Consider the following 22,221-nt stretch of genomic DNA (forward strand, 5'->3'; position numbering starts at 1 on the left):
CGTCGTACCATTGCTCGCCCCCTTCACCCGCGAGCGTCATGATGACTTTTCAGATCGTGTATTCCTCCCAGGCCACCGGGCTGATGACGGCGGCGGAGCTGGAGCAGATACTGGTCGATGCGCGCGCCGGCAATGAGGCGCGCAACGTCACCGGTGCGCTGGTGTTCGTCGACGGCGTGTTCCTGCAGATACTCGAGGGCGAGGAGGGCGTCGTGCGGTCGCTGATGGCGAACATCGCCCGCGATACGCGGCACGATACGGTCACCGTCTTCCACGAGGCGGAGGTCGAGGCGCCGACCTTCGGTACCTGGCGCATGGCCTACGTCAGTGCGACGCCGCAGGACATGTCGGCCTGGGCCGGGCTGCCCGGTACCGCGACGGTCGACGCGCTGCTGAAGGACATCGGCCGTGACCCGCATCGCGTGCCGCAGATACTGGCCAGCATCCTGCGCCATATTGCGGGATAAGGCAGCGCGCTGACGCGGAGCGGCCTTCGACGCGTTGACTCCAGGCGTCGCTGAAGCGGCACTGGCGCCGTCGCGCCTCAAAGCCGCTGGTCTGTCAGCCGATCTTCATGAAGGCAGACATACCGTCGGCCGCTCACCCCGCCATATTCCGCATGTGGTCAGCCAGGTCAGCCAGCGCGCTGTAAAGCTGGGCGTTGGAGTCGTCCGGTGGCAGCACTTCTTCCATCGCCAGGCGCATGCACATGAGCCACTGGTCGCGTTCCGCCTCGCCGATCGTGAAGGGCAGATGGCGCGCGCGCAGGCGCGGGTGGCCGTAGGCTTCGATGTACAACTGCGGACCGCCAAGCCAGCCGGACAGGTACATGTAGAGCTTTTCGGCCGAGCCGGACAGGTCGGCCGGGTGCAGCTTGCGGATGCCGTAGGCCTCGGGCAGCGTGTCCATCAGCTCGTAGAAGCGATCGACCAGCGTGCGCACGGCCGGCGCACCTCCGATGTGGTCGTAGAAGGTGGTGCTGGCGGGTTGGGTCTGTGTCATGGGGTGGTGAGCGTGTTCAGTCGGCAACCGGTGGTGGCCTGATAGCATGATTTTATATCGCCCCGGCCCGCCAGACTTTGGGCATCGCGCGGTCGTTTTTCGCGCGGCGAGCCGAGCGGGCGGCATAGAATCGGGCCCGGCGCATTCCCATCCACCGGAAGGATTTCAATGAAAACGCTGCTTTTCTACGACAGTGTGGTCGTTCTGAACCGCGACACCCACCGCGACCTGCATCTGAAGCCGCAGGACAACCTGCGTTTCGCCGCGAGCACCAACTGCGTGCCGCTGGCACTGGTCGAATTCGGCGACGTGGCGCGCGAGTACCCGATCGTGTTCGCGCGGCTGCCGGGCGGTCTGGTGCCGGTGGCGCTGCTCGGTCTGCGCGACGCGGAAAATCTCTATCTGAACGAAGAAGGCAAGTGGGACGCACGCTACGTGCCCGCCTTCGTGCGCCGCTACCCCTTCGTCGCGGTGCAGGACAACACAGCACCCGACAAGCTGCTGGTGTGCATGGACGAACAGTTTCCGGGCTTCAACAAGGAAGAGGGCGAGCGGCTGTTCGACGAGAACGGCGCCGAAACCCCGTTCCTGAAGAACGCGCTGGCGTTCGTGCAGGGTTACCAGAACGAGGCGCAGCGCACGGCGGAATTCTGCCGCGAGGTCGAACAGCTCGGCCTGTTGAACGAAATGAGCGCGATGGCCGAACTGAAGGATGGCCGCAAGTTCCGCCTCGACGGGCTGTGGGTGATCGACGAAGCGAAGCTGCAATCACTGTCGGCGGCGGCGGCAGTCGACCTGTTCCGCCGCGGCTGGATGGGTCTGGTGTATGCGCAGCTGCTGTCGCTCGGCCATCTGCGCGTGCTGCTCGACCGTACGGCGCAGCGCAGTGGTGATGCGCCGGCGGTGTTGGCCGATGGTGCGACCGCCCCGGCGGCCGAATCAGGCAGCGTTCACTGACCCTGTCTGTCGCGGCTGGCCGCTGCCGGTGGGGCGAGTGGCAGCCGCAGGCGGGCGATCAGCCCGCCGCCCTCGCGCTGCAGCAGTTCGAACCGGCCGCCGTGCGCACGCAAGGTTCGCTCGACGATCGCCAGACCCAGCCCGGCGCCGCTCTGTCCGGTGCGCGAATTGTCCAGCCGCGTGAAGGGGCGCTTCAGGCGGTCGATCTGCTCGGGCGGGATGCCCGGGCCGCGGTCGCTGACGTCGATGCAGGCGTCCGGCCCGTCGATCACGCATGACAGTTCGACCGGCTTGTCTTCGCCGGCATGACGCAACGCGTTGTCGACCAGATTGTTCAGGCAACGGCGGATGGCAAGCGGCCGGAAGCGCAAGGCCGGCACCGGATCGAGCCGGGCGGCGCTGACCGCGAAGCCATGCCGCGTATAGGCCTGGGCGGCCTCCAGCACGAGGCTGGCGAGATCGCCTTCGACCGGTTCTTCGCCGGTGGTCATGCGGGCGAAGTCGAGAAACTGGCCGATGATCTTGTCCATGTCATCGATGTCGGCACTCATGTCGCGCACCGTGTCCGGGTCGAGCCCGGCCATTTCCATGTCGAGCCGCAGCCGGGTCAGCGGCGTACGCAGGTCGTGCGAAATGCCGGCCAGAATGAGCGCGCGTTCGTCTTCCATGCGCGCCAGATCGTCGGCCATCTGGTTGAATGCGTGCGCCACCTCGGCGAGTTCTTCGGCGCCCTGCTCGGGCAGCGGGGCGGGGCGCTCGCCGCGGCCGATCGCACGCGCCGCGCGCTTCATCGCCGACAGCGGCCGGGTCACCCGGCGCACGATCAGGAAGGCGCCGCCGAGCGCGAGCAGCAGCGCGGCGGTGCCCCAGCCGACCACTTCAAGCGCCAGCGGACGCTCGATACGGTTGCGCGGCAGCATGAGCCAGTAATCGTCGAGGCCTTCGCCGTCGGAAATGCTGAAGCTGACGAACAGCCCGGTCTGGATGCCGCGCGACACGACGATGCGGGTGCGCGGGTCGAGCCGCTTGCGCAGTTCGTCCTCGATGGCGGCCAGCGAGCGGTCACCGGGTATGGGGTCGAAACCCGGAATATCGCCGTCGAGATAGATGCGCAGGCCTTCGCGCATCGACAGGTCGGTCAGCAGTTCGACGCGTCGCTGCGGATCGGCGCTGACCAGCGAAGCACGGGTGAGGTTGATGACGCTGATGATGATCTGCGCCGCCTGCTGCGCACGCGGCGCGCGTTCCAGCCACGCGTAGATGCCCGACCACGCGAGTACCGAGGCGGTCAGCAGGCCGGCCAGCAGCAGGAAGGTGCGCGCCAGCAATGTGCGCGGCAGCAGCGGAAAGCGGCGCAGCGGCGCGCGCAGGGCCTGACTCGTCAGCCGGGCGAACCTGCCGCGGCGACGCGTGCGCCTTACCACGGGTGAGGAGCACGCGCGCAGCAGGTCGGTAGCTGACCAGCTGCCGCCCCGGCGTGATCAGGCATGCCGTGTACCGTCGGGTACGAACACGTAGCCGAAGCCCCACACGGTCTGCAGGTAGCGCGGCTTGGCGGGGTCGTCTTCGACCAGCTTGCGCAGGCGCGACATCTGCACATCGATCGAGCGATCGAACGCATCGTATTCGCGGCCGCGTGCCAGTTCCATCAGCTTGTCGCGCGACAGCGGCACGCGCGGCGATTCGAGCAGCACCTTGAGCAGCGAGAACTCTCCGGTCGTGAGCACCTGCTCCTGTTCGTCGCGGGTCAGCGTGCGCGCGGCGAGATTGACCTCGACCTGGCCGAAGTGCACCACGCGTTCGTCGAGCGCCGGCGCGCCGGGCGGTGGCTTCGGAGCCTGTCGGCGCAGCACGGCATTGATGCGGGCGACCAGCTCGCGCGGATTGAAGGGTTTGGGCAGATAGTCGTCGGCCCCCATTTCGAGACCGACGATGCGGTCGACCTCGTCGCCCTTGGCGGTCAGCATGACCACCGGAATCGTGTTGTCCTGGGCGCGCAGCCGGCGGCAGATGGCGAGGCCGTCTTCGCCGGGCAGCATCAGGTCGAGCACCATGAGGTCGTACAGTTCGCGCGCCAGCGCGCGATCCATCTGCGTGCTGTCGGCTACGGCCTTGACCGCGAACCCCTGTTCGCCGAGGTAGCGCTCGAGCAGGGCGCGCAGGCGGGCGTCGTCATCGACGATGAGGACCTTGCGTTTTTTTTCTTCCATGGCGCGATGCTACCCGAGCGGGTCTGCAGTATTCAATCCGCCGGTGAGCGCATGTAAGCGGCGCGGCAGGCGATAACGTGCGCTTACAAACCGTGGCGGTCTGCTCACATCCGGCTAACAGCGGATGTTCAGGCTTGGTCCATCAACCAGTCAAGGCGGGAAACGCCACAGGGAGGCAGTGATGAAAGGGTTCGGAATGATGGTCGGGGCATGTCTCTGCAGCGCATCGTTTGCCGTGTCGGCGGCCAGTGCGGTGTTGCCCCTGGTGCAGGCGGGCGGTGCGGCGAAAGTCGAAGTGCAGACACCCTTTGAACCCATTCCGGCCCGGTCATCGGATACCCTGAAGCGCGATGGAGCAGGTACAGCATCGCCGGATGTGGCGCAGGGCAAGGATCAGGCGGCACATCTGGCGCGGCAGTACGCACTTCACCGCGCCAGTCTCTACCTCTACAATCCGGGTCGCATCGGGCCGATGGCGCGAGCGCCGGGCGGTGCCGCAGTTGAACAGTAGCGACGGCAAGGAGTGAACAAGAATGATGGGTGCAGACCTGACCAGCGTACGACGGCGGCGTGCCGTGCTGTGCTCGTGTATGGGCGCGGCGGTCATTGTTTCGACGACGGTCGAGGCCGGGGAGGGCGAATCGGTCGGACGGCGTGATTTCGTCGGCGGCCAGTACATGGAACGCATCATGCCCGCCAGCGCCGAACTGCCGCCGATGCGCCGCTTCGACGGCGAAGATGCGACAGCGGCCCGCCGGGCCAATTACGGTGATCAGCGCGGCCCCGGGCTGACACCGGAAGAGCGCCGGCAGCTGCGGCGCGATATCCGCGACGCATCGCGCGAGCTCTACCGCGACACGCCGGACCCTTAGTCACATACCCCGCAGATCGGCCCGACGACCGATGGACAGACGTCATTTCCTGCAGTGCGCCGCGGCAGTGCCGCTGGCACGGGGGAGCATCGGGGCTGCCGAAGCGGCCCCCTGCGGCCGACTGCTGATCGTGATCGATCTGGTCGGCGGCAACGATGGCCTCAATACTGTCATTCCCCATTCCGATCCACGCTACACCGCACTCAGGCCGACCATCGCGATCGACCGAAAAAGCGGCTTGCCGCTTGATGACCGCAACGCGCTGCATCCGGCGCTGCAGTCCCTGATGCCGCTGTGGTCGGCTGGCGAACTGGCGGTCGTGCATGGTGTGGGCAGCGCCGAAGCCAGCCTGTCGCATCACCGCGCGGCCGAGCTCATGCAGGCCGCCTTGCCTGACTTTCCGTCGGCGGACGCTTCCGAAAATTCTCGAGAGTCTTCAACCGCCCCGTCCTCGCTCGCGCAGGCGCTTGAGCAGATCGCGTCCGGCGCGCCGCTGCAGTCGCTGCACCTTGCACTGCACGGCTTCGACACGCACGAGCGCCAGCCCGAGGTGCATGCCCGACTGCTGGCGCAACTCGCCGCGACGATGTCGGCGCTGCGCGCGTCGTTGCAGGCGTCGGGCCGCTGGCCCGACACGCTGCTGATGACACGCTCGGAATTCGGGCGTCGCGCGGCGGAAAACCTCAGTGCCGGAACCGATCACGGCAACGCGGGTGTTCAGTTCATCGCCGGTGGCCGACTTCCAGGTGGCGTGTTCGGCGCACAACCTGATTTCGATCTGCTCGACCGACACGGCAATCCGGTGCCGCAGGTCGAAATCGGCAGGCTGAATCGCGAGGTCGCCGCCTGGTGGGCAGGTACGCCGGCCCGGTTTTTCCCGGCTGCGGCATTTTCCTCTGCATGAGCGGGCCCGCTGCCGCGTCTTCGCGCTTTGCTGCCACCCTCGCACGGGGCCGATAACTGAGGTTTTCAGGTTCAGTCCGGACTGCTGACCCGTGCCGTCGGCTTGTGCCGGTCGAAGCCGTGCTTCTGCGCCACCCTGTTGTAATGGATGTGCGCATCGATGACGCTGCGCTCGCGTGGTGCCAGCGTGAAGGCGTCGATCAGGATGTTGCGTGCGTCCGTCGCGAGCGCGTCGTCCCAGGTCACATCCAGTCGCTTGATCAACGTTTCCAGTCGCGTCAGTTCGGCCTCGATGTGGTCGAGGTCGGGGCCTTCGGCGCGCTCGGCTTCGAGTTGCGCCGCTGCCGCCCTGGCACGATCGCGTGCCGACTGTGACTGACGTTTCAGCCGGTTCGGCAGCACGCCGGGCGCGTCGGGCAACGTGCTGATCAGCTGTTCGGCGGCGTCCTGCCGGTCGTTCTGCAGGCAGGCTTCGGCAAGTTCCGTCGTCGCCAGCGTGTCCGGCGTGCGCAGTTGTTCATGGGTCTTGAGCGCCTGGTCGATGGCTCGACGCGCGCCTTCCTCATCGCCGTTGCGACTCAACCTGCGCGCCTCGATGACGTCGGACAGCACGGCGGCACGCTCGCTGTCGCCCAGCAGGGTGCGCATTTCCTTCATGCGCTGGTTGATCTCCGCATCGGTGTTATCAAGCCCGACAAGGCTTTTGATCAGCGTCAGGTGGTCTTCGGTACAGCTCAGCGATGTGCCTTCGGTGCGGTCGACCACCCGCCGCATGACGGCCGCCGCTTGCCCGACATCGCCCAGTTCGAGACAGATTTCGCCCAGGCTGCGCAGTCGCCGAAGGTTGTCCGGCGCGATCGAATCGGCGCGTTCGTAAAAGGTGCGCGCCTCGGCGAGCTCACCGTTGCGTTCGTGCAGTTCGCCGAGGAAATCATAGACACCCATGAAATCCGGGAACTCCTCGCTGATCTGTGCCGCCAGCTCGGCGGCCTCGCGCGCCTCGCCGCGCTCACGCAGCACCATCGCATAGCCGATACGCGCCCAGGGTACGGAGTTGCGGGCGATGATGGCCTGATAAATTTCGCTTGCTTCATCCAGTCGGCCCAACGCGATCAGCGCTTCGGCGCGGATGCGCAGCGCGTCCAGTGCATAGCGCGGAGTACGTTCGACCACCCGGTCGCATTCGAGGATCACGCCCGGCAGATTGCGCTGGGCCATTTCGGCAAAGACCGTCTTCAGCGCGAGCTTCTTTTCGACGGCCCGCTCCAGCCGTTCGGCCAGCTGTCCGGAGGTGAAGGGTTTGAGCAGGTAGTCGTCCGGGGCAAATTCGGCTGCCGACACGACGCGCGCGCGCAGGCGTTCGCCGGTGACGATGATGAACACCGATGACAGCGGCAGGATGTTGTTCAGCCGGAGTTCTTCGAGGGTGCGCAGGCCGTCGTGTTTCTCGCCGAAGTTGTGGTCGCACAGCACGACGTCAGGTGTCGTGGCGGAGCACTGGCGCAGCAGGTCGCCAGCGGTTCCGGCCATGGCGACGTGCTTCACGCCGGCCTGCGACAGCTGCGTGCGCAGCCAGGTACGGACGACCTGATTCGCGTCGGCAATGACGACGCGCATCTTGTCCAGTCCTTCGGTCGGCAGAAACATGACGAAAAGCCCCTTCCGGGGTTAACGATAACGCCGCAATGAACGGCTCGGAAAGCGCTTTACTTGAAGCGGCCGGGCGGGCCGGATACGCCGGAACACCCTACAATCACGTGCTTAGACATCGAAATGCCGCACGGAATGAAGCTGCTCGCGATTGAAACATCGTCCGAAACCGCCTCGGTTGCCCTGTTGCTGGACGATGAGGTGCGCGTACGCGAAGGCGGTACGCCCGGCACGCATGCGCGCTTCGTGCTGCCATGGGTGACCGACCTGCTGGGTGAAAACGGTCTGTTGCTGCCGCAGCTGGACGGCATCGCGTTCAGTGCCGGGCCGGGCAGTTTTACCGGCTTGCGGCTGGCCGTGTCGGTGGCCCAGGGTTTGTCGGTCGGCAGCGGCGTCAGGCTGGTGGCCGTTCCGACACTCGAGGCACTGGCGCTGTCGGCGGGTGACGGATTCAAGTATGTCTGTGTCGACGCGCGCATGAGCGAGGTCTATAGCGCGTGCTACGAGGTGCGCGGTGATGTCGTGTCGGCGCGCTCGAACATCCGGGTGAGCCCGCCGGCCGGGCTGCAAAGGCCCGAAGGCGAACTGGCATCGTGGCAGGGCTGCGGCAGCGGGTTCGCGCTTGCCGGGGTCGCCGGACTGCCATGGGTCGCGGATCTGGGTGCGATCGACACCGGCCTGACCGCGCATGCGCGGCAGATCGGCCGTCTGGGTGGCCTGCGTCTGGCGGCGGGCGAAGGCATCGACGCCGCGCTGGCGTCGCCGATCTATGTGCGCGACAAGGTGGCGCAGACGACTGCAGAACGTCTGGCTGCGGGTGGCCGCGCCTGATGGAAATGTCTGCTCGATCCGTACCGCCCGTCGAACGGGCACGTGCTTTCGCGCCGATGCGTGAAAGTGATCTGGACGAGGTTGCCCGGCTGGAAAGCACGCTGTACGACTTCCCGTGGACACGGGTGAATTTCGCCGATTCGCTGATCGCCGGCTACTGCTGCCGCGTGCTGCACCAGGACGGCGCGCTGGTCGCCTATGCCGTGATGATGTGCGTGCTGGATGAAGCCCATCTGCTCAATCTGAGTGTCGCGGGCACCATGCAGCGGCGCGGGCTGGGCCGCCTGATGCTCGATCATCTGGCCCGCGAGGCAGCTCTTTACGGCGCCGAACGCATGTTTCTCGAAGTCCGTCCGTCCAATGTGGCGGCGCGCGCGATGTACGACGCCGCTGCCTTCCAGCCGATCGGCCGACGCCCGCGCTATTACCCGGCGCTCGACGGGCGTGAGGACGCCATCGTCATGAGTGCGGAACTGGGCGAGGGCTGGCGTGCGGGTGTTCGAGCGGGATCGGGTCAGACGATGAACGAAGGGTGGCATCGATGAACCGCCGTGCATCCGTGCTGAGGGAGATGGGTCTGGCACCGCTCTGGCGCCTGCGCGATGCGCCGGCCGCCGCGGAATACACACCACCGGCGCAGCAACACGCGGCCGCCGCTGGCGTGTCCGAGGCCGCGGACGTGGCCGCAGCACCGGTTCGCGAGCCGGTGGGTGTGCCCGCCGCAGCAGCACGACCGGCCGTAATGCCGACTGCCTCGCCGCTCGTTGCGCCGGCTCCGGCGCGCGTGGCAACGGACGGACTGGGCTGGGATGAACTTGAAGCCGCGATCGGCGCCTGCCGCGCCTGCCCGCTGCATGAGCGCCGCACGATGGCCGTGCCGGGCGTCGGCGACCGCGCAGCCGACTGGCTGTTCGTCGGCGAAGGGCCGGGTGCCGAAGAGGACCTGCGCGGCGAGCCCTTCGTCGGTCAGGCGGGCAAGCTGCTCGATGCGATGCTTGCCGCCATCGGTCTGGTGCGCGGGCGGAATGTGTACATCGCGAATGCGGTGAAATGCCGGCCACCGGGCAACCGTACGCCGCAAGCGGTCGAGATGACCACCTGCCAGCCCTATCTCGAGCGGCAGATCGAACTGATCCAGCCACGCATCATCGTGGCGCTGGGCCGGCCGGCCGCGCAGACCCTGCTCGGCGGCGAAGTGAAGATCAACGCGGCGCGTGGACGCCTGTTCGACCGCGCCGGCATTCCGGTGGTCGTCACCTATCACCCGGCCTACCTGCTGCGCAGCCCGCAGGACAAGGCCAAGGCGTGGGAAGACCTGTGTTTCGCGCGGGCCGCGCTGGCGCCGCGCTGAGCCAACAGGCCGGGCGCCGGTTCAGTGGTTGAAGCCGTCGTCGAGCAGCGACACATCGTCGCGCTTGCGCTGGTTGGCCTTGTGCCACTTGCCGACCATCAACATGGTGGCGGCGACGAACAGGCCGAACATGACCATCACGGTGAACACCGACAGGCCGGCGGCGAGCAGCGCGGCATACAGCCCGGTCATGATCAGGATCGACAGGTTTTCGTTGAAGTTCTGCACCGCAATCGAATGACCCGCGCCCATCAGCATGTGGCCGCGGTGCTGCAGCAACGCATTCATCGGCACGACGAAGAAACCGGCACAGGCGCCGATCAGGATCAGGATCGGCACCGCCACCCACAGCTGTGTCACGTAGATCATCAGCGGCACCAGCAGCCCCATCGCAATGCCCAGCGGAATGACCCGCACCGAGCCGCGCAACGTGATGCGGCGTGCCGCCATGATGGCCCCGATGGCAATGCCCACCGCCACCACGCCCTGCAGTTTCGACGCCTCTGACAGGCCCATGCCCAGTGCGCGGTCCGCCCAGTCGATCACGATGAATTGCAGCGTCGCGCCGGCGCCCCAGAACAGCGTCGTCACGGCGAGTGAAATCTGCCCCAGCTTGTCTCGCCACAAAGCCTTGAAACTGTTGCTGAAATCGGCGATCAACGCGGCCGGGCTGCTGTCCAGAGGTTTCAGCGGCACGCCGGTGTCCGGAATGAACAGGTTGAAGATGCCGGCCAGCACATAGAGCAGGCCGACCAGCATCAGGCTGATTTCAACGGTGGTGTCGAGCCCGGTGTCGATGAAGGGCAGGTCGATCGCCAGCAGGCGCGCGCTCAGCGACGGATCGATCAGCAGACCGCCCAGCAGTACGCCGACAATGATGGCGCCGACCGTCAGGCCTTCGATCCAGCCGTTGGCGACCACCAGCAGGCGGTGCGGCAGGTACTCGGTCAGGATGCCGTACTTGGCCGGCGAATAGGATGCGGCGCCCAGGCCGACCACGGCATAGGCGAGCAGCGGATGCACGTGCCAGAACATCAGTGCACAGCCCACCACCTTGATGCCATTGCTGATGAGCATCACGTGGCGCTTGGCCATCGAATCCGCAAGCGCACCGACGAAGGCGGCCAGCAGCACGTACGAAATGGTGAAGAACAGCTTGAGGAGGGGGATCTGCCAGTCGGGTGCCAGTGCGTCCTTCAGCACGAAGATGGCAACCACCAGCAATGCGTTGTCGGCGAGCGCAGAAAAAAACTGCGCGGCCATGATCATGTAAAAGCCGAGAGGCATCGGGCGTTGTGTGCCGGAACTGCACGCCGGCCCTGCGCAAAAAGTGCGCCTTTATACCACGAAGCCCGCACTGTCCAGATGACGTGACACGGCGCTGTTACACTGCTTTCCGCTGATGCAATGCAGAAACCGGGAGGGCCGTAACGGCCGTCCTGAAAAGCCGCTCGACCTTACATTTTGGTTGACCCGCGACCGTCAACTTGGTCTATAACCACGAGGGCGAGCGTCACTTATAAAGAGGGAAAAATGCCTGATAGAAGGCTGGAGGTGTTTCACGCAGCGGCGAGCCAGATGTCCTTTACCCGCGCCGCCGAACTGCTGCAGATGACGCAGCCCGCAGTCACCTTCCAGATCAAGCAGCTTGAGGAACATTTCGGCACCCGATTGTTCGAGCGCGCGCACGGCCGCGTTACGCTGACGCCGGAAGGTCTGAAGGTGAAGGATTACGCTGACCGTATCCTCGACCTGTTCGCGACGCTCGAAAACGAACTGCAGGCAATGGCAAGTGACCTGCGTGGTCACCTGCTGATCGGCGCCACGCCAACGGTGGCCGAATACCACTTGCCGCCGGTGCTGGCGGAGTTCCGCATTGCGCATCCGAACGTGGTGCCGCGGCTCACCGTGGACAACCCGAGGGTGATCGAGGACATGGTGGACGAACGCGTGCTCGACATCGGCATCGTCGAAGGCCTGGGTCGCGGTGGCGCGCAGGTGATGGTCGAATCGTGCGCCGAAGACGAACTGGTGGTCGTCTGCGCACCGGATTTCCCGCTGGCCAGTCTCGACGCGGTTACACCGGAGCACCTGTTGCAGCATCCCTGCGCCGGGCGCGATGCCGGCAGTGTTCGTGCTTTGCTCGAAGATTATCTGTCACGGGGCGGCGTCGATCCGGCCAAGCTTCCGCTGGCGTTCGAGCTTGACCGGCTGTCGTCGGTGAAGGGCGTGCTCGAGCGCGGGCTGGCTTACGCCATCCTGTCGCGCGCCGTCATCCGCCATGAAACCAGCCTCGGTCTGCTGGTTGCCATACCGTTGCGGCCCCGGCTGGTGCGTCACATGGCGCTGCTCTATCCGTCGGAGCGCTTCCGCACCTATATGGCCAAGCAGTTCGGCGAGTTTGCGTCGGTGCGTCTGGCCAAGCAGAGCGGGCGCTGAAACCCGGCCCGGCATCTGTTCGGTACAGTCGAAACGGATGCCGGCCGGTGCCGGATAGTAGAATTCGGGGCTTCGCGGATTTCCCGCCTTCCGTTGCCCTTCATGTCGCGCCCGTCCCACACTGCTCCCTTCCCGCTGTTCCGCCCGATCCATGCGCGCATCGACTTCGACGCCCTGCGCCACAACTATCTGCGCACCCGCGAGCTGGCGGGCGGGGCAAAAATGTGGGCGGTCATCAAGGCCAACGCCTACGGTCACGGCATCACGCGCATTGCACGCGGGCTGAGCACACTGGCCGACGGCTTCGCGCTGCTCGATCTGGAAGATGCAGTGCGGCTGCGCGAAGCCGGTATCCGGCAACCCATCCTGCTGCTGGAGGGCTTCTTCAGCCCGAACGACCTGCCCGAAATCGCGGCACGGCGCCTGTCGGTCGTGGTGCACACGATGGAACAGCTCGACTGGCTGGAAGCGGTTGCGCTGCCGGCCGATGCGCGCATTCCGTTGTTCCTGAAGGTGAATACCGGCATGAACCGGCTCGGCATCACGCCGGATTGCACACTCGCCGCGCTGGATCGGCTGCGCGCCTGGCCGCACGCCGGCCCCATCGGCCTGATGACCCACTTCGCCGATGCCGATGGCGAGCGCGGCGTCGAGGCGCAACTGGCGCGCTTTGCGCCGCTGGTGCGCAACTTCGACGGACCGGTGTCACTGGCCAATTCGGCGGCGCTGCTGCGCTTTCCGCAGACGCACGCGACCTGGGTGCGCCCGGGCATCCTGTTATATGGCGCCAGCCCGGCCACGGCCTATGCCAGCGCAGCGGACATCGGTCTCAAGCCGGTGATGCGCTTCGAGGCGCGCATCATTTCGGTGCAGCACCTGAAGCCCGGCGAGCGCGTCGGCTATGGCGGCACCTTCGCCGCCGAGCGCGCGATGCGCATCGGCACGATTGCCTGCGGCTACGCCGACGGTTACCCGCGCCATGCGCCCAGCGGCACGCCGGTGGCGGTGGACGGCGTGCGCAGCCGGCTGGTCGGCCGGGTGTCGATGGACATGATCGCGGTTGACCTGACCGATCTGCCGGCCACCGGGCTGGGCAGCGTGGTCGAATTGTGGGGCGAACACGTGACGCTGGACGAAGTGGCCGCCGCGGCCGGTACGGTCAATTACGAACTGGTATGCGCGCTCGCGCTGCGCGTGCCGGCGGTCGAGGTCGGTGTCGCCGACCTGTCCGAAGCCGGAAGCGAGCCCGGCAAGGCACCGCCGCTGGCTGCGGTGCGCTGAGCCGCGATGGCCAAGGCAAAGAGCGTCTATTCCTGCACCGAATGCGGTGCCACCAGCCCGAAGTGGGCGGGTCAGTGCCCGGGTTGTTCCGGCTGGAACACACTGGTCGAAACCGTTGCCGAGCAGGGCGCCGGTGCGCACCGCTTCGCCGCGCTGGCCGGAACCGCGCTGGTGCAGACGCTGGCCGACATCCGGCCGCGTGATGAACCGCGTCTGGCAACCGGGCTGGAGGAATTCGACCGCGTACTGGGCGGCGGCCTGGTGCCCGGCGGCGTGGTGCTGATCGGCGGTGACCCGGGCATCGGCAAGTCGACGCTGCTGCTGCAGGCACTGGCCCAGCTCGCGTCGCGGGTGAGCACGCTCTACATCACGGGTGAAGAGTCGGGCGAGCAGGTGGCATTGCGTGCGCAACGCCTCGCGCTCGATCCGTCCGGGCTGCAACTGCTGGCGGAAATCAATCTGGAAAAGATCGGCGCCGTGCTGAACGACACCCGGCCGCGCGTCGTGGTGGTCGATTCGATCCAGACCGTCTATTCCGAACAGCTCACCTCGGCGCCCGGTTCGGTGGCGCAGGTGCGCGAATGCGCAGCGCAGCTCACGCGGGCGGCCAAGCAGGCCGGGCACAGCCTCATCCTGGTCGGTCACGTGACCAAGGAAGGTACGCTGGCCGGGCCGCGTGTGCTCGAGCACATCGTCGACACGGTGCTGTATTTCGAAGGTGAAACCAGTTCCAGCTTCCGCCTGATCCGGGCGTTCAAGAACCGCTATGGCGCGGTGAACGAACTGGGTGTGTTCGCCATGACCGAGCGCGGACTGCGCGGCGTGTCCAATCCGTCGGCGATGTTCCTGTCTCATCACGGCCAGCCGGTGTCGGGTTCTTGCGTGATGGTGACGCAGGAAGGTACGCGGCCGCTGCTGGTCGAAATCCAGGCGCTGGTGGACAACGCACACGGCAATCCGCGCCGGCTGACGGTCGGGCTGGATGCGGCGCGGCTGGCCATGCTGCTGGCCGTGCTGCACCGGCACGCCGGCGTGGTGTGCGCCGATCAGGACGTGTTCGTCAATGCGGTGGGCGGCGTGAAGATCGGCGAGCCGGCGGGCGACCTCGCCGTGTTGCTGGCCATCGTGTCATCGCTGAAAAACCGTCCGCTGCCGCAGAAAATGGTTGCCTTCGGCGAAGTCGGCCTGGCGGGTGAGATCCGGCCGGCACCGCGCGGACAGGAACGCTTGCGCGAGGCCGCCAAACTGGGTTTCACGCATGCGCTGATCCCGAAAGCCAACGCCCCCAAACAGAAGATCGACGGCCTGACCATCATTCCGGTCGAGCGCATCGAAGAAGCTTTCACGAAATTGCGCGAACTGGAGTGACGCACCTGCGCATGTCGCGGCCCTGCGGCGAGAAGCGCCCCCGGAGCATCGGCTGGTCGCTGACCGGATTTGCGTATCGCGGACGGGGTCCGCTCCTACGAAGGGCAAGCACCGTCACGGTTTTCGTAGGAGCCGTCCCACGGTCGGCCCTGCATGGCCGACCGGCTCCACGGGCGGCGAGCCGTGCTCGCCGAAACCCCCGCTCCGCCCCCGCAGGCGATCCGGTCTCCCAACACGCGACATCGCTTGCTCAACGTGCGCATCGCGGACAGGGTCCGCTCCTACGAAGGGCAACACCGTCGCGGTTTTCGTAGGAGCCTGCCCCGCAGGCGATCCCGGTCTCCGGACACGCGACATCGCTTGATCAACGTGCGGATCGCGGACAGGGTCCGCTCCTACGAAAAACGTCGCCTGTTGCGACGCCGTCGCGGTTTTCGCAGGAGCCCTCCACGGCCGGCCCTGCATGGCCGGCCGGCTCTGCGGGCAGCGAGCAGTGCTCGCCGAAACCCCCGCTCCGCCCCTGCTGGCGATCCCGGTCTCCCAACACGCGACATCGCTTGCTCAACGTGCGCATCGCGGACAGGGTCCGCTCCTACGAACGGCAAGACTGTCGCTGTTTTTCGTAGGAGCCTGCCCTGCAGGCGATGCGGTCTTCGGACACGCGACATCGCTTGCTCAACGTGCGCATCGCGGACAGGGTCCGCTCCTTGAAGGGCAACACCGTCGCGGTTTTCGTAGGAGCCTGCCCCGCAGGCGATCCCGGTCTCCGGACACGCGACGGCGCTTGATCAACGTGCGGATCGCGGACAGGGTCCGCTCCTGCGAACGGCAAGCAGTGGCGCGGTTTTCGTAGGAGCCTCGTTTTAGTTCGTCTGCAGCGCCTGTGCCACCTTGGCGTGCAGGTAGAACAGCGCGCCGACGTCGCTGCTCAGCTCGAAGTCGTCGGCGTCGGGGTGTGCGTAGTCGTACTCGCCGGCGCGCAGCAGGGTGTCGCCGACAAACGCTTCGCCCTCGAGCACCAGATATTCGCCCTCGGCCGCGGCGAGCGCCTTCGGCACCTGAGCGCCGGGCGCGACGCGCAGCAGCATCGACGCTTCGTCGGCGCCGTCGAACAGCCGCTTGGCCTGCACGCCGGGTGACAGATCCGACCACAGCCCTTCGCCGGCCCGTATCGTGTGCGGGGCGCTGCCGCGGCTGGGCAGCCAGGCGGTGACCATGTCGCGGATCACCCGGCCGGTGTGGCCGAGCGACACGCCGCGCAGATAGATCAGCGCGCCACCGTTCGAGCGCACGCGCCCGTGCCGGCTGCCGGCCGGTGCTTCGTGATAGTCGCCGGCGCGGATATCGAGGTCATCCATCTGCAGGTCACCGCGCAGCACCAGACATTGTTCGTGCTCGTGATGACGATGCATCGGCAGCGCTGCGCCCGGGTCGAATTCGACCAGCACCGAGCGCGTGCTCGCGCCTTCGTTCAACAGCTTGGCGCGTACGCCATCGACCACGCGCGCCCAGCCATCTTCGCCCGCACGTATCCGGGTGTGGTGCGCCCGGGCCTGCACGCTGTCGTGGGCGCGCGCGAGCAGCCGGCTGCGCAAGGCGTCGCTGCGCGCCGGCTCGAGTGCGACCGGCTTGAGCGCCGCGGCCAGCAGTTGCTGCAGCGTGTCGCCAGCGTCGTCGTCGGGTGGAAGCGGCGGCGTGCTCATGCGTGGGTATCCAGTGCGGCCATGTCCGGCGGAAGTACCTTTCCCAGCGCAGTCAGTGCGCGCCGGATGTGCGATTTGACGGTGCCGAGCGGCAGGGAGGACTGAACGGCAATCTCTTCGTGCGTCAGTCCGCGGAAAAAAGCCAGTGACAGCAATTGTCGCGGAAGCGCGTCCAGCGTTTCCAGCGCGGCGTGCAGCGCGTGCTGCCGTTGCACCGCTTCGAGCAGATCCTGCGGGTCGCCTTCGCAGGCGGCTTCCACGGCCATCAGTGTTTCCGGCTCCGGGTGCAGTTCCGCGTCATCGGTGCGGCGCAGCGCGTCGAGTGCGCGGCTGCGCGTCATCGTCATCAGCCAGGCCATCGGGTTGCCGCGCGCCGCGTCAAAGCGCAAGGCCTGCCGCCAGGCCTGCCAGAACACTTCTTCGGCAACCTCCTCAGCGATCTGCGGGTTGCGCGTGATGCGCAGCGCGAGACCGTACACGCGGCGCACCGTGTGGTCGTAAAGTCGACCGAGTGCCGCCTCGTCGCCGTCGGCCATGCGCCCGATGAGCGCGCACAGCAGCACCTCGTCGTCGGACGAAGGAATACGCGCTGCAGTGTCGGATGACATCGGGTTCATGGGGACGAATGTCGACAGGACGACGATCGGGAATGTCTGCGCAAACAGTGCGCTGCGGCCCATGATTCTTCCCAGATTGCCCTGTTGAACACCTTACGCAGCGCGTCGCGATACGGATGCAGCGGCATGTGGCCTGCGCGTCAGTCGAGCATCAGGCGCATCGCTTTCATGTCCGAGCCTGCGAATCCGTGTTGCATGTAGAAGCGCTGCGCATCGAGGTTGTGACCATCGGTCAGCAACGTGATGCGGCGGCATCCGCGTTGCCGTGCACAGTCGATCGCCGCCTTGAGCAGCAAGCTGCCGCAACCACGACCGCGCTGCCCGGGGCGCACCACCATGTCTTCCAGCAGCGCAACGCGGCTGCCGAGCGCGGTGCTGGTCAGGTAGAGCAGGCTCACCATGCCGACCGGACGTTCTTCTTCGACGAGTACAAGGATGTCACCGCTGTCCGGTGCATCGAAAATGCCGCGCAGACCCCGCGCCTGCGTCGCCGTGTCGGCCACGAACTCTGCCTCCTGCCCGAACAGTTCAGCGAGCAGTGCGCACAGATCGGGAATGTCTTCGGGGGTGGCGTGACGCAGCGTCTGCATGGTCAATGCGTGCCTTCTTCGGCCGCCAGCTTGCGCCGCATGCGCCGCAACCCGAGCGCGGCCAGGCCTGCGATGACCGGAATCGAAATCGCGGTGATCGCTTCCGGGCTGAGCGGCAGCCAGGCATGCAGGCCTTTCGCGAGGTATTGCACCAGTTGCGAGGCGTAATACGTGATGGCGACGATGGACAGGCCTTCGACCGTCTCCTGCAGCCGCATCTGCAGTTTCGCGCGCCGGTTCATTTGTCCCAGCAATTCCTGGTTCTGACGCTCCAGTTCGATGTCGACCCGGGTGCGCAGCAATTGCGAGTTGCGCGCAATCCGTCCTGACAGCTCTTCCTGCCGTCGTGCAATGGCTTCGCAGGTGTTGATCGCAGGTGCCAGCCGGCGGTCCATGAATTCACCGATGGTCGGAAAGCTTTCGACCCGCTGTTCGCGCAATTCGCCGATCCGGCTGGTCACCAGCCGGTAGTAGGCCTGCGCTGCGCCGAAGCGGAAAGTGGAACGCGCCACCGAGCGTTCCACCTCGGCGGCCAGCCGGGTCAGGTGCGACAGCACATTGCGCTCGTCTTCCGGTGTCGTGGCCGTGCCCATGCTGTCCATCAGGTCTGCCAGTTCGCCTTCGGCGCGTCCGAGCAGGCGCCCGACCTCCTTGGCGACCGGAAAGGCGAGCAGGGCCATCACGCGATAGGTTTCGATCTCGAGCAGGCGCTGAACGGTGCGACCTGCCTGGCGCGGCGTCAGGCGCTCGTCGAGCACCAGGTAGCGGGACCAGCCGTCGGTCAGCACGAAATCGGTGAACACCCACGCCGCACCGTCGGCGACCTGGGCAGCAACGCCCTGGCGCCCGCTGGCGATCAGACCGTCCATGACGGATTTGGGCCCTAGCGCCATGGTGGATTGCAGCTCGATATGGGTGGCCACGATCACCGAGCCCGGCAGCGCTTCCAGCCAGCCGGCCGGCACGCGCGGCAGCGCGCCATGACGCGCGTCGGTTTCGTCTGCGCGCGGCGTGCAGAAGAAGGCGTAGCTGGAAAACTCGTTGTGGCGCTCCCATTTCAGCAGGAAGTCGCCGACATCGAGCTGCAGGTGACCGCCATCCGCCTCCGGCAACGGTCGCGCAAAGGCGTCCGCCAGGGCCCGCAATTGCTGCAGTTCGCTGTCTTCCGTCGTCCCGTCATGGATCAGCGCGAGATAGGACACACGCTTCGGATGGGTCAGTGATACCGGCGGCCGGGCGTGCACCTCGTTGTTCAGCTTGTAACGCAGTGGGTGCTGGGGCAGATGGCCGAGCGTTCGGGCGGGGCTGTCGTTATCGGGCATGGGGCGGGTGCGGGGGCGGCATGATCGGGTTGAACCGACCGGATTGTGCAGCACGCTGCGGGAAGGCGATACACGCTGGTGACGCACACCGGTGGAGGAAGCAGGAAAAACGCGCTTGATCATGCCGCCTGCAGGACAGGCCCGCTCGACGTGCCGCGCCCACCCGGCAGCTGGCGCGGATAGCAAGCGGATCCGGGAGTCGTGACGGATGTCACGGCAACCGGCCGCGGCGGCGCCGTTCGGGTGCCGGTTCCTGCCGTTCGTCATTGGCGGCTCGCGCCCGAAGGTTGTCATGACGTAAGTTGAGATCAGAATTCCTTTTCCGGTCCAGCCTGTCCATGACGCGTCTTCGCACTGCGCACGCCGGTTTCACGATGATCGAATTGATGATCGTGGTCACCCTGATGGCCATTCTGGCAGCGTTCGCATTTCCGTCTTTCCAGAGCTTCATCGCGTCGAGCCGCCTCACGGCCGAATCGAACGAGTTGCTGTCGGGCATGAATCTGGCGCGTTCCGAGGCGGTCCGTATCCAGCGGCGCGTGCTGCTGTGCCGGGCGGCTGCCGCCGACGGTGTGGTGAATTTCAGCGCAACCACCGGCTGCGTGACGACGGCAAACAGCGAGCCCTGGCAGGCCTGGGCGGTATTTGTCGATGAGAACACCAATGGCGCCATAGACGGCACCGAGCGCATCGTGCGAGTGCAGGCCATCACCGGCAATGCGCTGGAACTCATTTCGGATGATGACCTTGCCGCCGCCGGTAACCGTATCGCGTTTCGTCCCGACGGGATGGCTCGTGGCCAGAATTCGCTGGCGCTGCAGGCCGCGGAAGTCCGCGTGTGCGACCGTAGCGGTGCGCTCAGCGGCAGCAACATGCGGGTGGTGTCGCTGGTGTCGGGCAGTCGCATGTCGGTCGCGCGGCGGACCGATGCAAATTGCGGGGTGACCGTGGCGCCAGTTGAAGAGGGTGGTGGCGGCAGCACGCCGGTGGAGGGAAGCTGATGAAGCATCAATCGAGTCCGCTGCAGCGGGGGGTGTCGCTGATCGAAGTGCTGGTCGCATTGTTCGTACTGGCTTTCGGCATGCTCGGTATTGCCGGCATGCAGACCATGGCGATGAAGGCGAACCAGAGCGCCTTCGAGCGCAATGCGGCGGTGATCGCCGCCTATTCGATTGCCGAACGCATGCGCAGCAACCAGACGCTGGCGCGCAACGGCACCTACAACCGCGACTTACCAGCTTCCGGGTGCGAAATACCGACTGGTACCGAGCCGGCGACCATCGACATCAACCAGTGGCTGAGCGGGCTGGCGAACAATCTCGGCGCTGGTTCGTGCGGCGGGATTTCCTGCACAGGTACCCCCGTATCCTGCCGCATCACGGTGCGCTGGGACGACAGCCGGGTGACCAACGGCGCGAGTGATCACACATTCCAGGTGGACGTCCGCATATGAATATCTTCCATTCTTCCCAGCGCGGTACATCGCTGGTCGAGGTGCTGGTTACGCTGGTGCTCGGGCTGGTGGTATCGGCCGGTGCCATCGCCATGGTCATGAGCAACCGTGAGGCTTACCGTTCTACCGAAGCGCTGTCGCGCATCCAGGAATCGACCCGCATGGCGTTTGAGCTGATGTCGCGTGACCTGCGTGCAGTCGGCATCAATTCCTGCAACGGCGGTCGCTCTCGTGTGGTCAATCTGCTGAAAGATCCCGCTACGAAGTTTTGGTCTGACTGGTCTGACACCACTCGCGGGTTGCGTGGTTTTGACAACACGACGGCCTCGCTTGCTGCGGTGATCGGCACCGGCGAAGGTCAGCGCGTGTCGGGTACTGATCTAGTGGAGGCGATTCACGGCGGTACGGCCGCCTTTTCGGTCAGTGCTCACAATGATGGGGCATCGACGATCACGCTCGCCACTCCGCACACGCTGGCCAGCGGAGATCTGGTTGTGCTGTGCGACTTCGAGAACAGTGCGATTTTTCAGGTCAGTGCGGTTGATGCGTCGACCAATTCGATCGTTCACGATATTGGTGCGGGATCGCCGGGTAATTGCTCCAGCGGGCTGGCGTTCCGGACGCCGGTGGCCTGCGATGGCCTTGCGGGCGTGCGCAAGGTGTTTCCGCCGGGCTCGCAGCTCATGCGGCTGCAGGCGGCCGCCTGGTTCGTCGGCAACAACGGTCGCGGTAGCAACACGAACAGCCCGACTTCGCTGTATCGGGTCAGCGTCAGCAACAACGCCGGCAGTGCGGAGCAGGAGGCACAGGAAATCGTCGAAGGCGTGCGTGACATGCAGATCACCTATCGCCTGCCCGGCGGCGATTACCTGACGGCTACGAACATCACGGCGCTCAATCGTTGGAACGAAGTCGTTGCCATCCAGATCGAGCTCGTTATCGATGCACCGGATACCGGTACGGCGACCAATGCGGCGGGCGCCCGGCTTACACGGCGCATTTCCCACGTTGTGAATTTGAGGAACCGCGTGTCATGAGTGCACGACATCCTGATCTGCGCTCGCAGCGCGGCGCCACCCTGCTGGTCGCGCTGGTGATGCTGATCGTCATGACGCTGCTCGGGCTGGCGAGTATTCGCGGCACCAGCATGCAGGAGAAGATGGGTGCGAACATGTACGACCGCAGTCTGGCTTTCCAGGCGGTCGAATCGGCGCTGCGCGAAGCCGAGGCGAGCATCACTGTCACGACGACAGTCACCAACAGCAACGGTTTGTACTGCCTGCCCGGCGGAACGCCACCGCTGTGTGCCATTGCCGCCCCGACGCCGCCCAGCGGTGGGGAAGGTGGTGAGGGTGGTTCGGAGAGCACGCCGGTCGCACCTGCCTACACCGAACGCTGGAACGATTCCGCGACGCAGTGGAGCCAAGCGACTGCATGGTGGGGGCAAGTCGATTCCGATGCAAAAGTCCGCATGGTGGGTGACGCAAACACCCCGCCGCAATACATCATCGAATACATGGGTGATTTCGAGGATGGCACGGGCTGCGGTCGCCGCGGCAGCACGGCTTGCCGTGGGCCGCGCTATCGCATCACCGCGCGCATGCCGCCGGTCGAAGGGCGGCCGAATGTCGCCTTGCAGACCACTTACCGCCCATAGAATGAACCGGGAGTT

At 66.0% G+C, this 22,221-nt stretch carries 24 protein-coding genes; 15 read left to right on the forward strand and 9 right to left on the reverse strand.

Annotated elements, in window-relative coordinates; translation table 11 throughout:
* Positions 1–41 precede the first annotated feature (41 nt).
* Positions 42–467 carry a BLUF domain-containing protein gene (locus tag Q8Q80_RS16340; RefSeq protein ID WP_305633939.1) on the forward strand — a complete coding sequence of 142 codons (426 nt, stop codon included), beginning with the start codon at positions 42–44 and terminating at the stop codon, positions 465–467.
* 133 nt (positions 468–600) lie between these two features.
* Here the strand turns inward: Q8Q80_RS16340 and Q8Q80_RS16345 are convergent, their stop codons facing one another.
* Positions 601–1,002, reverse strand: a complete 402-nt coding sequence (locus Q8Q80_RS16345; RefSeq protein ID WP_305633940.1) for a group II truncated hemoglobin — start codon at positions 1,000–1,002, stop codon at positions 601–603.
* A 168-nt stretch (positions 1,003–1,170) separates the two neighbouring features.
* On the opposite strand from Q8Q80_RS16345, the gene Q8Q80_RS16350 reads away from it, so the two are divergent.
* Positions 1,171–1,959 carry a SapC family protein gene (locus tag Q8Q80_RS16350; protein ID WP_305633941.1) on the forward strand — a complete coding sequence of 263 codons (789 nt, stop codon included), beginning with the start codon at positions 1,171–1,173 and terminating at the stop codon, positions 1,957–1,959.
* Here Q8Q80_RS16350 and Q8Q80_RS16355 read toward each other — a convergent pair.
* Positions 1,953–3,383: an ATP-binding protein gene (locus Q8Q80_RS16355; protein WP_305633942.1), complete on the reverse strand. Its 1,431-nt coding sequence runs from the start codon at positions 3,381–3,383 to the stop codon at positions 1,953–1,955. The genes Q8Q80_RS16350 and Q8Q80_RS16355 overlap by 7 nt on opposite strands.
* Before the next feature lie 57 nt (positions 3,384–3,440).
* A complete protein-coding gene (gene ompR / locus Q8Q80_RS16360) occupies positions 3,441–4,169 on the reverse strand; it encodes a two-component system response regulator OmpR (protein WP_305612812.1) in 729 nt (242 codons plus the stop codon).
* A gap of 181 nt (positions 4,170–4,350) precedes the next feature.
* On the opposite strand from ompR, the gene Q8Q80_RS16365 reads away from it, so the two are divergent.
* The 3 genes from Q8Q80_RS16365 to Q8Q80_RS16375 are packed head-to-tail and all read left to right on the forward strand — an operon-like array spanning position 4,351 to position 5,945.
* Positions 4,351–4,680, forward strand: coding sequence for a hypothetical protein (locus Q8Q80_RS16365; RefSeq protein WP_305633943.1), 330 nt, complete (start codon positions 4,351–4,353; stop codon positions 4,678–4,680).
* A gap of 22 nt (positions 4,681–4,702) precedes the next feature.
* Positions 4,703–5,041 carry a hypothetical protein gene (locus Q8Q80_RS16370; protein WP_305633944.1) on the forward strand — a complete coding sequence of 113 codons (339 nt, stop codon included), beginning with the start codon at positions 4,703–4,705 and terminating at the stop codon, positions 5,039–5,041.
* Between the two features lie 31 nt (positions 5,042–5,072).
* The gene (locus Q8Q80_RS16375) at positions 5,073–5,945 is read left to right on the forward strand and encodes a DUF1501 domain-containing protein (RefSeq protein ID WP_305633945.1); all 873 of its coding nucleotides are present in this window, start codon (positions 5,073–5,075) and stop codon (positions 5,943–5,945) included.
* 71 nt (positions 5,946–6,016) lie between these two features.
* Here Q8Q80_RS16375 and Q8Q80_RS16380 read toward each other — a convergent pair whose 3' ends face one another.
* A complete protein-coding gene (locus Q8Q80_RS16380; protein ID WP_305633946.1) occupies positions 6,017–7,591 on the reverse strand; it encodes a tetratricopeptide repeat protein in 1,575 nt (524 codons plus the stop codon).
* A 138-nt stretch (positions 7,592–7,729) separates the two neighbouring features.
* Here Q8Q80_RS16380 and tsaB point away from each other — a divergent pair, with 138 nt between their 5' ends.
* Genes tsaB through Q8Q80_RS16395 form a run of 3 tightly spaced genes read left to right on the forward strand, consistent with a single transcriptional unit; the run spans position 7,730 to position 9,776 of the window.
* A complete protein-coding gene (tsaB, locus tag Q8Q80_RS16385) occupies positions 7,730–8,425 on the forward strand; it encodes a tRNA (adenosine(37)-N6)-threonylcarbamoyltransferase complex dimerization subunit type 1 TsaB (protein ID WP_305633947.1) in 696 nt (231 codons plus the stop codon).
* Positions 8,426–8,481: 56 nt separating this feature from the next.
* Positions 8,482–8,970 carry a ribosomal protein S18-alanine N-acetyltransferase gene (rimI, locus tag Q8Q80_RS16390; protein WP_305633948.1) on the forward strand — a complete coding sequence of 163 codons (489 nt, stop codon included), beginning with the start codon at positions 8,482–8,484 and terminating at the stop codon, positions 8,968–8,970.
* On the forward strand, positions 8,967–9,776 hold the full coding sequence (locus Q8Q80_RS16395) for a uracil-DNA glycosylase family protein (protein WP_305633949.1): 810 nt from the start codon (positions 8,967–8,969) through the stop codon (positions 9,774–9,776). The genes rimI and Q8Q80_RS16395 overlap by 4 nt, the downstream gene beginning before the upstream one ends.
* A 21-nt stretch (positions 9,777–9,797) precedes the next feature.
* On the opposite strand, the gene lplT is transcribed toward Q8Q80_RS16395, so the two are convergent.
* The gene (lplT, locus tag Q8Q80_RS16400; RefSeq protein WP_305633950.1) at positions 9,798–11,063 is read right to left on the reverse strand and encodes a lysophospholipid transporter LplT; all 1,266 of its coding nucleotides are present in this window, start codon (positions 11,061–11,063) and stop codon (positions 9,798–9,800) included.
* Between the two features lie 246 nt (positions 11,064–11,309).
* Between lplT and Q8Q80_RS16405 the strand changes: the two genes are divergently transcribed.
* The 3 genes from Q8Q80_RS16405 to radA all read left to right on the forward strand — a co-directional run bounded on the left by Q8Q80_RS16405 (position 11,310) and on the right by radA (position 14,864).
* Positions 11,310–12,215 (forward strand): LysR family transcriptional regulator, encoded by a 906-nt coding sequence (locus tag Q8Q80_RS16405; RefSeq protein WP_305633951.1) that lies wholly within the window; start codon positions 11,310–11,312, stop codon positions 12,213–12,215.
* A 102-nt stretch (positions 12,216–12,317) separates the two neighbouring features.
* Complete coding sequence (gene alr / locus Q8Q80_RS16410; protein WP_305633952.1) at positions 12,318–13,496, forward strand: alanine racemase; 1,179 nt, start codon at positions 12,318–12,320, stop codon at positions 13,494–13,496.
* Positions 13,497–13,502: 6 nt separating this feature from the next.
* Entirely contained in the window at positions 13,503–14,864 is a 1,362-nt protein-coding gene (gene radA, locus Q8Q80_RS16415) for a DNA repair protein RadA (RefSeq protein ID WP_305633953.1), read from the forward strand.
* An 863-nt stretch (positions 14,865–15,727) separates the two neighbouring features.
* Here the strand turns inward: radA and Q8Q80_RS16420 are convergent.
* The 4 genes from Q8Q80_RS16420 to Q8Q80_RS16435 all read right to left on the reverse strand — a co-directional run bounded on the left by Q8Q80_RS16420 (position 15,728) and on the right by Q8Q80_RS16435 (position 19,096).
* Positions 15,728–16,567 carry a cupin domain-containing protein gene (locus Q8Q80_RS16420; RefSeq protein ID WP_305633954.1) on the reverse strand — a complete coding sequence of 280 codons (840 nt, stop codon included), beginning with the start codon at positions 16,565–16,567 and terminating at the stop codon, positions 15,728–15,730.
* A complete protein-coding gene (locus Q8Q80_RS16425) occupies positions 16,564–17,247 on the reverse strand; it encodes a sigma-70 family RNA polymerase sigma factor (RefSeq protein ID WP_305633955.1) in 684 nt (227 codons plus the stop codon). The genes Q8Q80_RS16420 and Q8Q80_RS16425 overlap by 4 nt, the downstream gene beginning before the upstream one ends.
* Before the next feature lie 77 nt (positions 17,248–17,324).
* Positions 17,325–17,774, reverse strand: coding sequence for a GNAT family N-acetyltransferase (locus tag Q8Q80_RS16430; RefSeq protein ID WP_305633956.1), 450 nt, complete (start codon positions 17,772–17,774; stop codon positions 17,325–17,327).
* Between the two features lie 2 nt (positions 17,775–17,776).
* Complete coding sequence (locus Q8Q80_RS16435) at positions 17,777–19,096, reverse strand: DUF3422 family protein (RefSeq protein WP_305633957.1); 1,320 nt, start codon at positions 19,094–19,096, stop codon at positions 17,777–17,779.
* A gap of 338 nt (positions 19,097–19,434) precedes the next feature.
* Here Q8Q80_RS16435 and Q8Q80_RS16440 point away from each other — a divergent pair, with 338 nt between their 5' ends.
* From Q8Q80_RS16440 to Q8Q80_RS16455, 4 genes are read left to right on the forward strand one after another with little or no spacing between them, the layout of a single operon-like run.
* Positions 19,435–20,097 carry a GspH/FimT family pseudopilin gene (locus Q8Q80_RS16440; RefSeq protein WP_305633959.1) on the forward strand — a complete coding sequence of 221 codons (663 nt, stop codon included), beginning with the start codon at positions 19,435–19,437 and terminating at the stop codon, positions 20,095–20,097.
* Positions 20,097–20,549, forward strand: a complete 453-nt coding sequence (pilV, locus tag Q8Q80_RS16445; protein ID WP_305633960.1) for a type IV pilus modification protein PilV — start codon at positions 20,097–20,099, stop codon at positions 20,547–20,549. The genes Q8Q80_RS16440 and pilV overlap by 1 nt, the downstream gene beginning before the upstream one ends.
* Entirely contained in the window at positions 20,546–21,586 is a 1,041-nt protein-coding gene (locus Q8Q80_RS16450) for a PilW family protein (protein ID WP_305633961.1), read from the forward strand. The genes pilV and Q8Q80_RS16450 overlap by 4 nt, the downstream gene beginning before the upstream one ends.
* A complete protein-coding gene (locus Q8Q80_RS16455; protein WP_305633962.1) occupies positions 21,583–22,206 on the forward strand; it encodes a PilX N-terminal domain-containing pilus assembly protein in 624 nt (207 codons plus the stop codon). The genes Q8Q80_RS16450 and Q8Q80_RS16455 overlap by 4 nt, the downstream gene beginning before the upstream one ends.
* The last annotated feature ends 15 nt before the right edge of the window (positions 22,207–22,221 follow it).

The organism is Methyloversatilis sp., assembly GCF_030698125.1.
Classification (GTDB): domain Bacteria; phylum Pseudomonadota; class Gammaproteobacteria; order Burkholderiales; family Rhodocyclaceae; genus Methyloversatilis.

Coding starts and splice junctions, on each gene's coding strand:
- Q8Q80_RS16340 (WP_305633939.1), top strand. CDS start 42: ATGACTTTTCAGATCGTGTATTCCTCCCAGGCCACCGGGCTGATGACG.
- Q8Q80_RS16345 (WP_305633940.1), bottom strand. CDS start 1,002: ATGACACAGACCCAACCCGCCAGCACCACCTTCTACGACCACATCGGA.
- Q8Q80_RS16350 (WP_305633941.1), top strand. CDS start 1,171: ATGAAAACGCTGCTTTTCTACGACAGTGTGGTCGTTCTGAACCGCGAC.
- ompR (WP_305612812.1), bottom strand. CDS start 4,169: ATGGAAGAAAAAAAACGCAAGGTCCTCATCGTCGATGACGACGCCCGC.
- Q8Q80_RS16365 (WP_305633943.1), top strand. CDS start 4,351: ATGAAAGGGTTCGGAATGATGGTCGGGGCATGTCTCTGCAGCGCATCG.
- Q8Q80_RS16370 (WP_305633944.1), top strand. CDS start 4,703: ATGATGGGTGCAGACCTGACCAGCGTACGACGGCGGCGTGCCGTGCTG.
- Q8Q80_RS16375 (WP_305633945.1), top strand. CDS start 5,073: ATGGACAGACGTCATTTCCTGCAGTGCGCCGCGGCAGTGCCGCTGGCA.
- Q8Q80_RS16380 (WP_305633946.1), bottom strand. CDS start 7,591: ATGTTTCTGCCGACCGAAGGACTGGACAAGATGCGCGTCGTCATTGCC.
- tsaB (WP_305633947.1), top strand. CDS start 7,730: ATGAAGCTGCTCGCGATTGAAACATCGTCCGAAACCGCCTCGGTTGCC.
- rimI (WP_305633948.1), top strand. CDS start 8,482: ATGCGTGAAAGTGATCTGGACGAGGTTGCCCGGCTGGAAAGCACGCTG.
- Q8Q80_RS16395 (WP_305633949.1), top strand. CDS start 8,967: ATGAACCGCCGTGCATCCGTGCTGAGGGAGATGGGTCTGGCACCGCTC.
- lplT (WP_305633950.1), bottom strand. CDS start 11,063: ATGCCTCTCGGCTTTTACATGATCATGGCCGCGCAGTTTTTTTCTGCG.
- Q8Q80_RS16405 (WP_305633951.1), top strand. CDS start 11,310: ATGCCTGATAGAAGGCTGGAGGTGTTTCACGCAGCGGCGAGCCAGATG.
- alr (WP_305633952.1), top strand. CDS start 12,318: ATGTCGCGCCCGTCCCACACTGCTCCCTTCCCGCTGTTCCGCCCGATC.
- radA (WP_305633953.1), top strand. CDS start 13,503: ATGGCCAAGGCAAAGAGCGTCTATTCCTGCACCGAATGCGGTGCCACC.
- Q8Q80_RS16420 (WP_305633954.1), bottom strand. CDS start 16,567: ATGAGCACGCCGCCGCTTCCACCCGACGACGACGCTGGCGACACGCTG.
- Q8Q80_RS16425 (WP_305633955.1), bottom strand. CDS start 17,247: ATGGGCCGCAGCGCACTGTTTGCGCAGACATTCCCGATCGTCGTCCTG.
- Q8Q80_RS16430 (WP_305633956.1), bottom strand. CDS start 17,774: ATGCAGACGCTGCGTCACGCCACCCCCGAAGACATTCCCGATCTGTGC.
- Q8Q80_RS16435 (WP_305633957.1), bottom strand. CDS start 19,096: ATGCCCGATAACGACAGCCCCGCCCGAACGCTCGGCCATCTGCCCCAG.
- Q8Q80_RS16440 (WP_305633959.1), top strand. CDS start 19,435: ATGACGCGTCTTCGCACTGCGCACGCCGGTTTCACGATGATCGAATTG.
- pilV (WP_305633960.1), top strand. CDS start 20,097: ATGAAGCATCAATCGAGTCCGCTGCAGCGGGGGGTGTCGCTGATCGAA.
- Q8Q80_RS16450 (WP_305633961.1), top strand. CDS start 20,546: ATGAATATCTTCCATTCTTCCCAGCGCGGTACATCGCTGGTCGAGGTG.
- Q8Q80_RS16455 (WP_305633962.1), top strand. CDS start 21,583: ATGAGTGCACGACATCCTGATCTGCGCTCGCAGCGCGGCGCCACCCTG.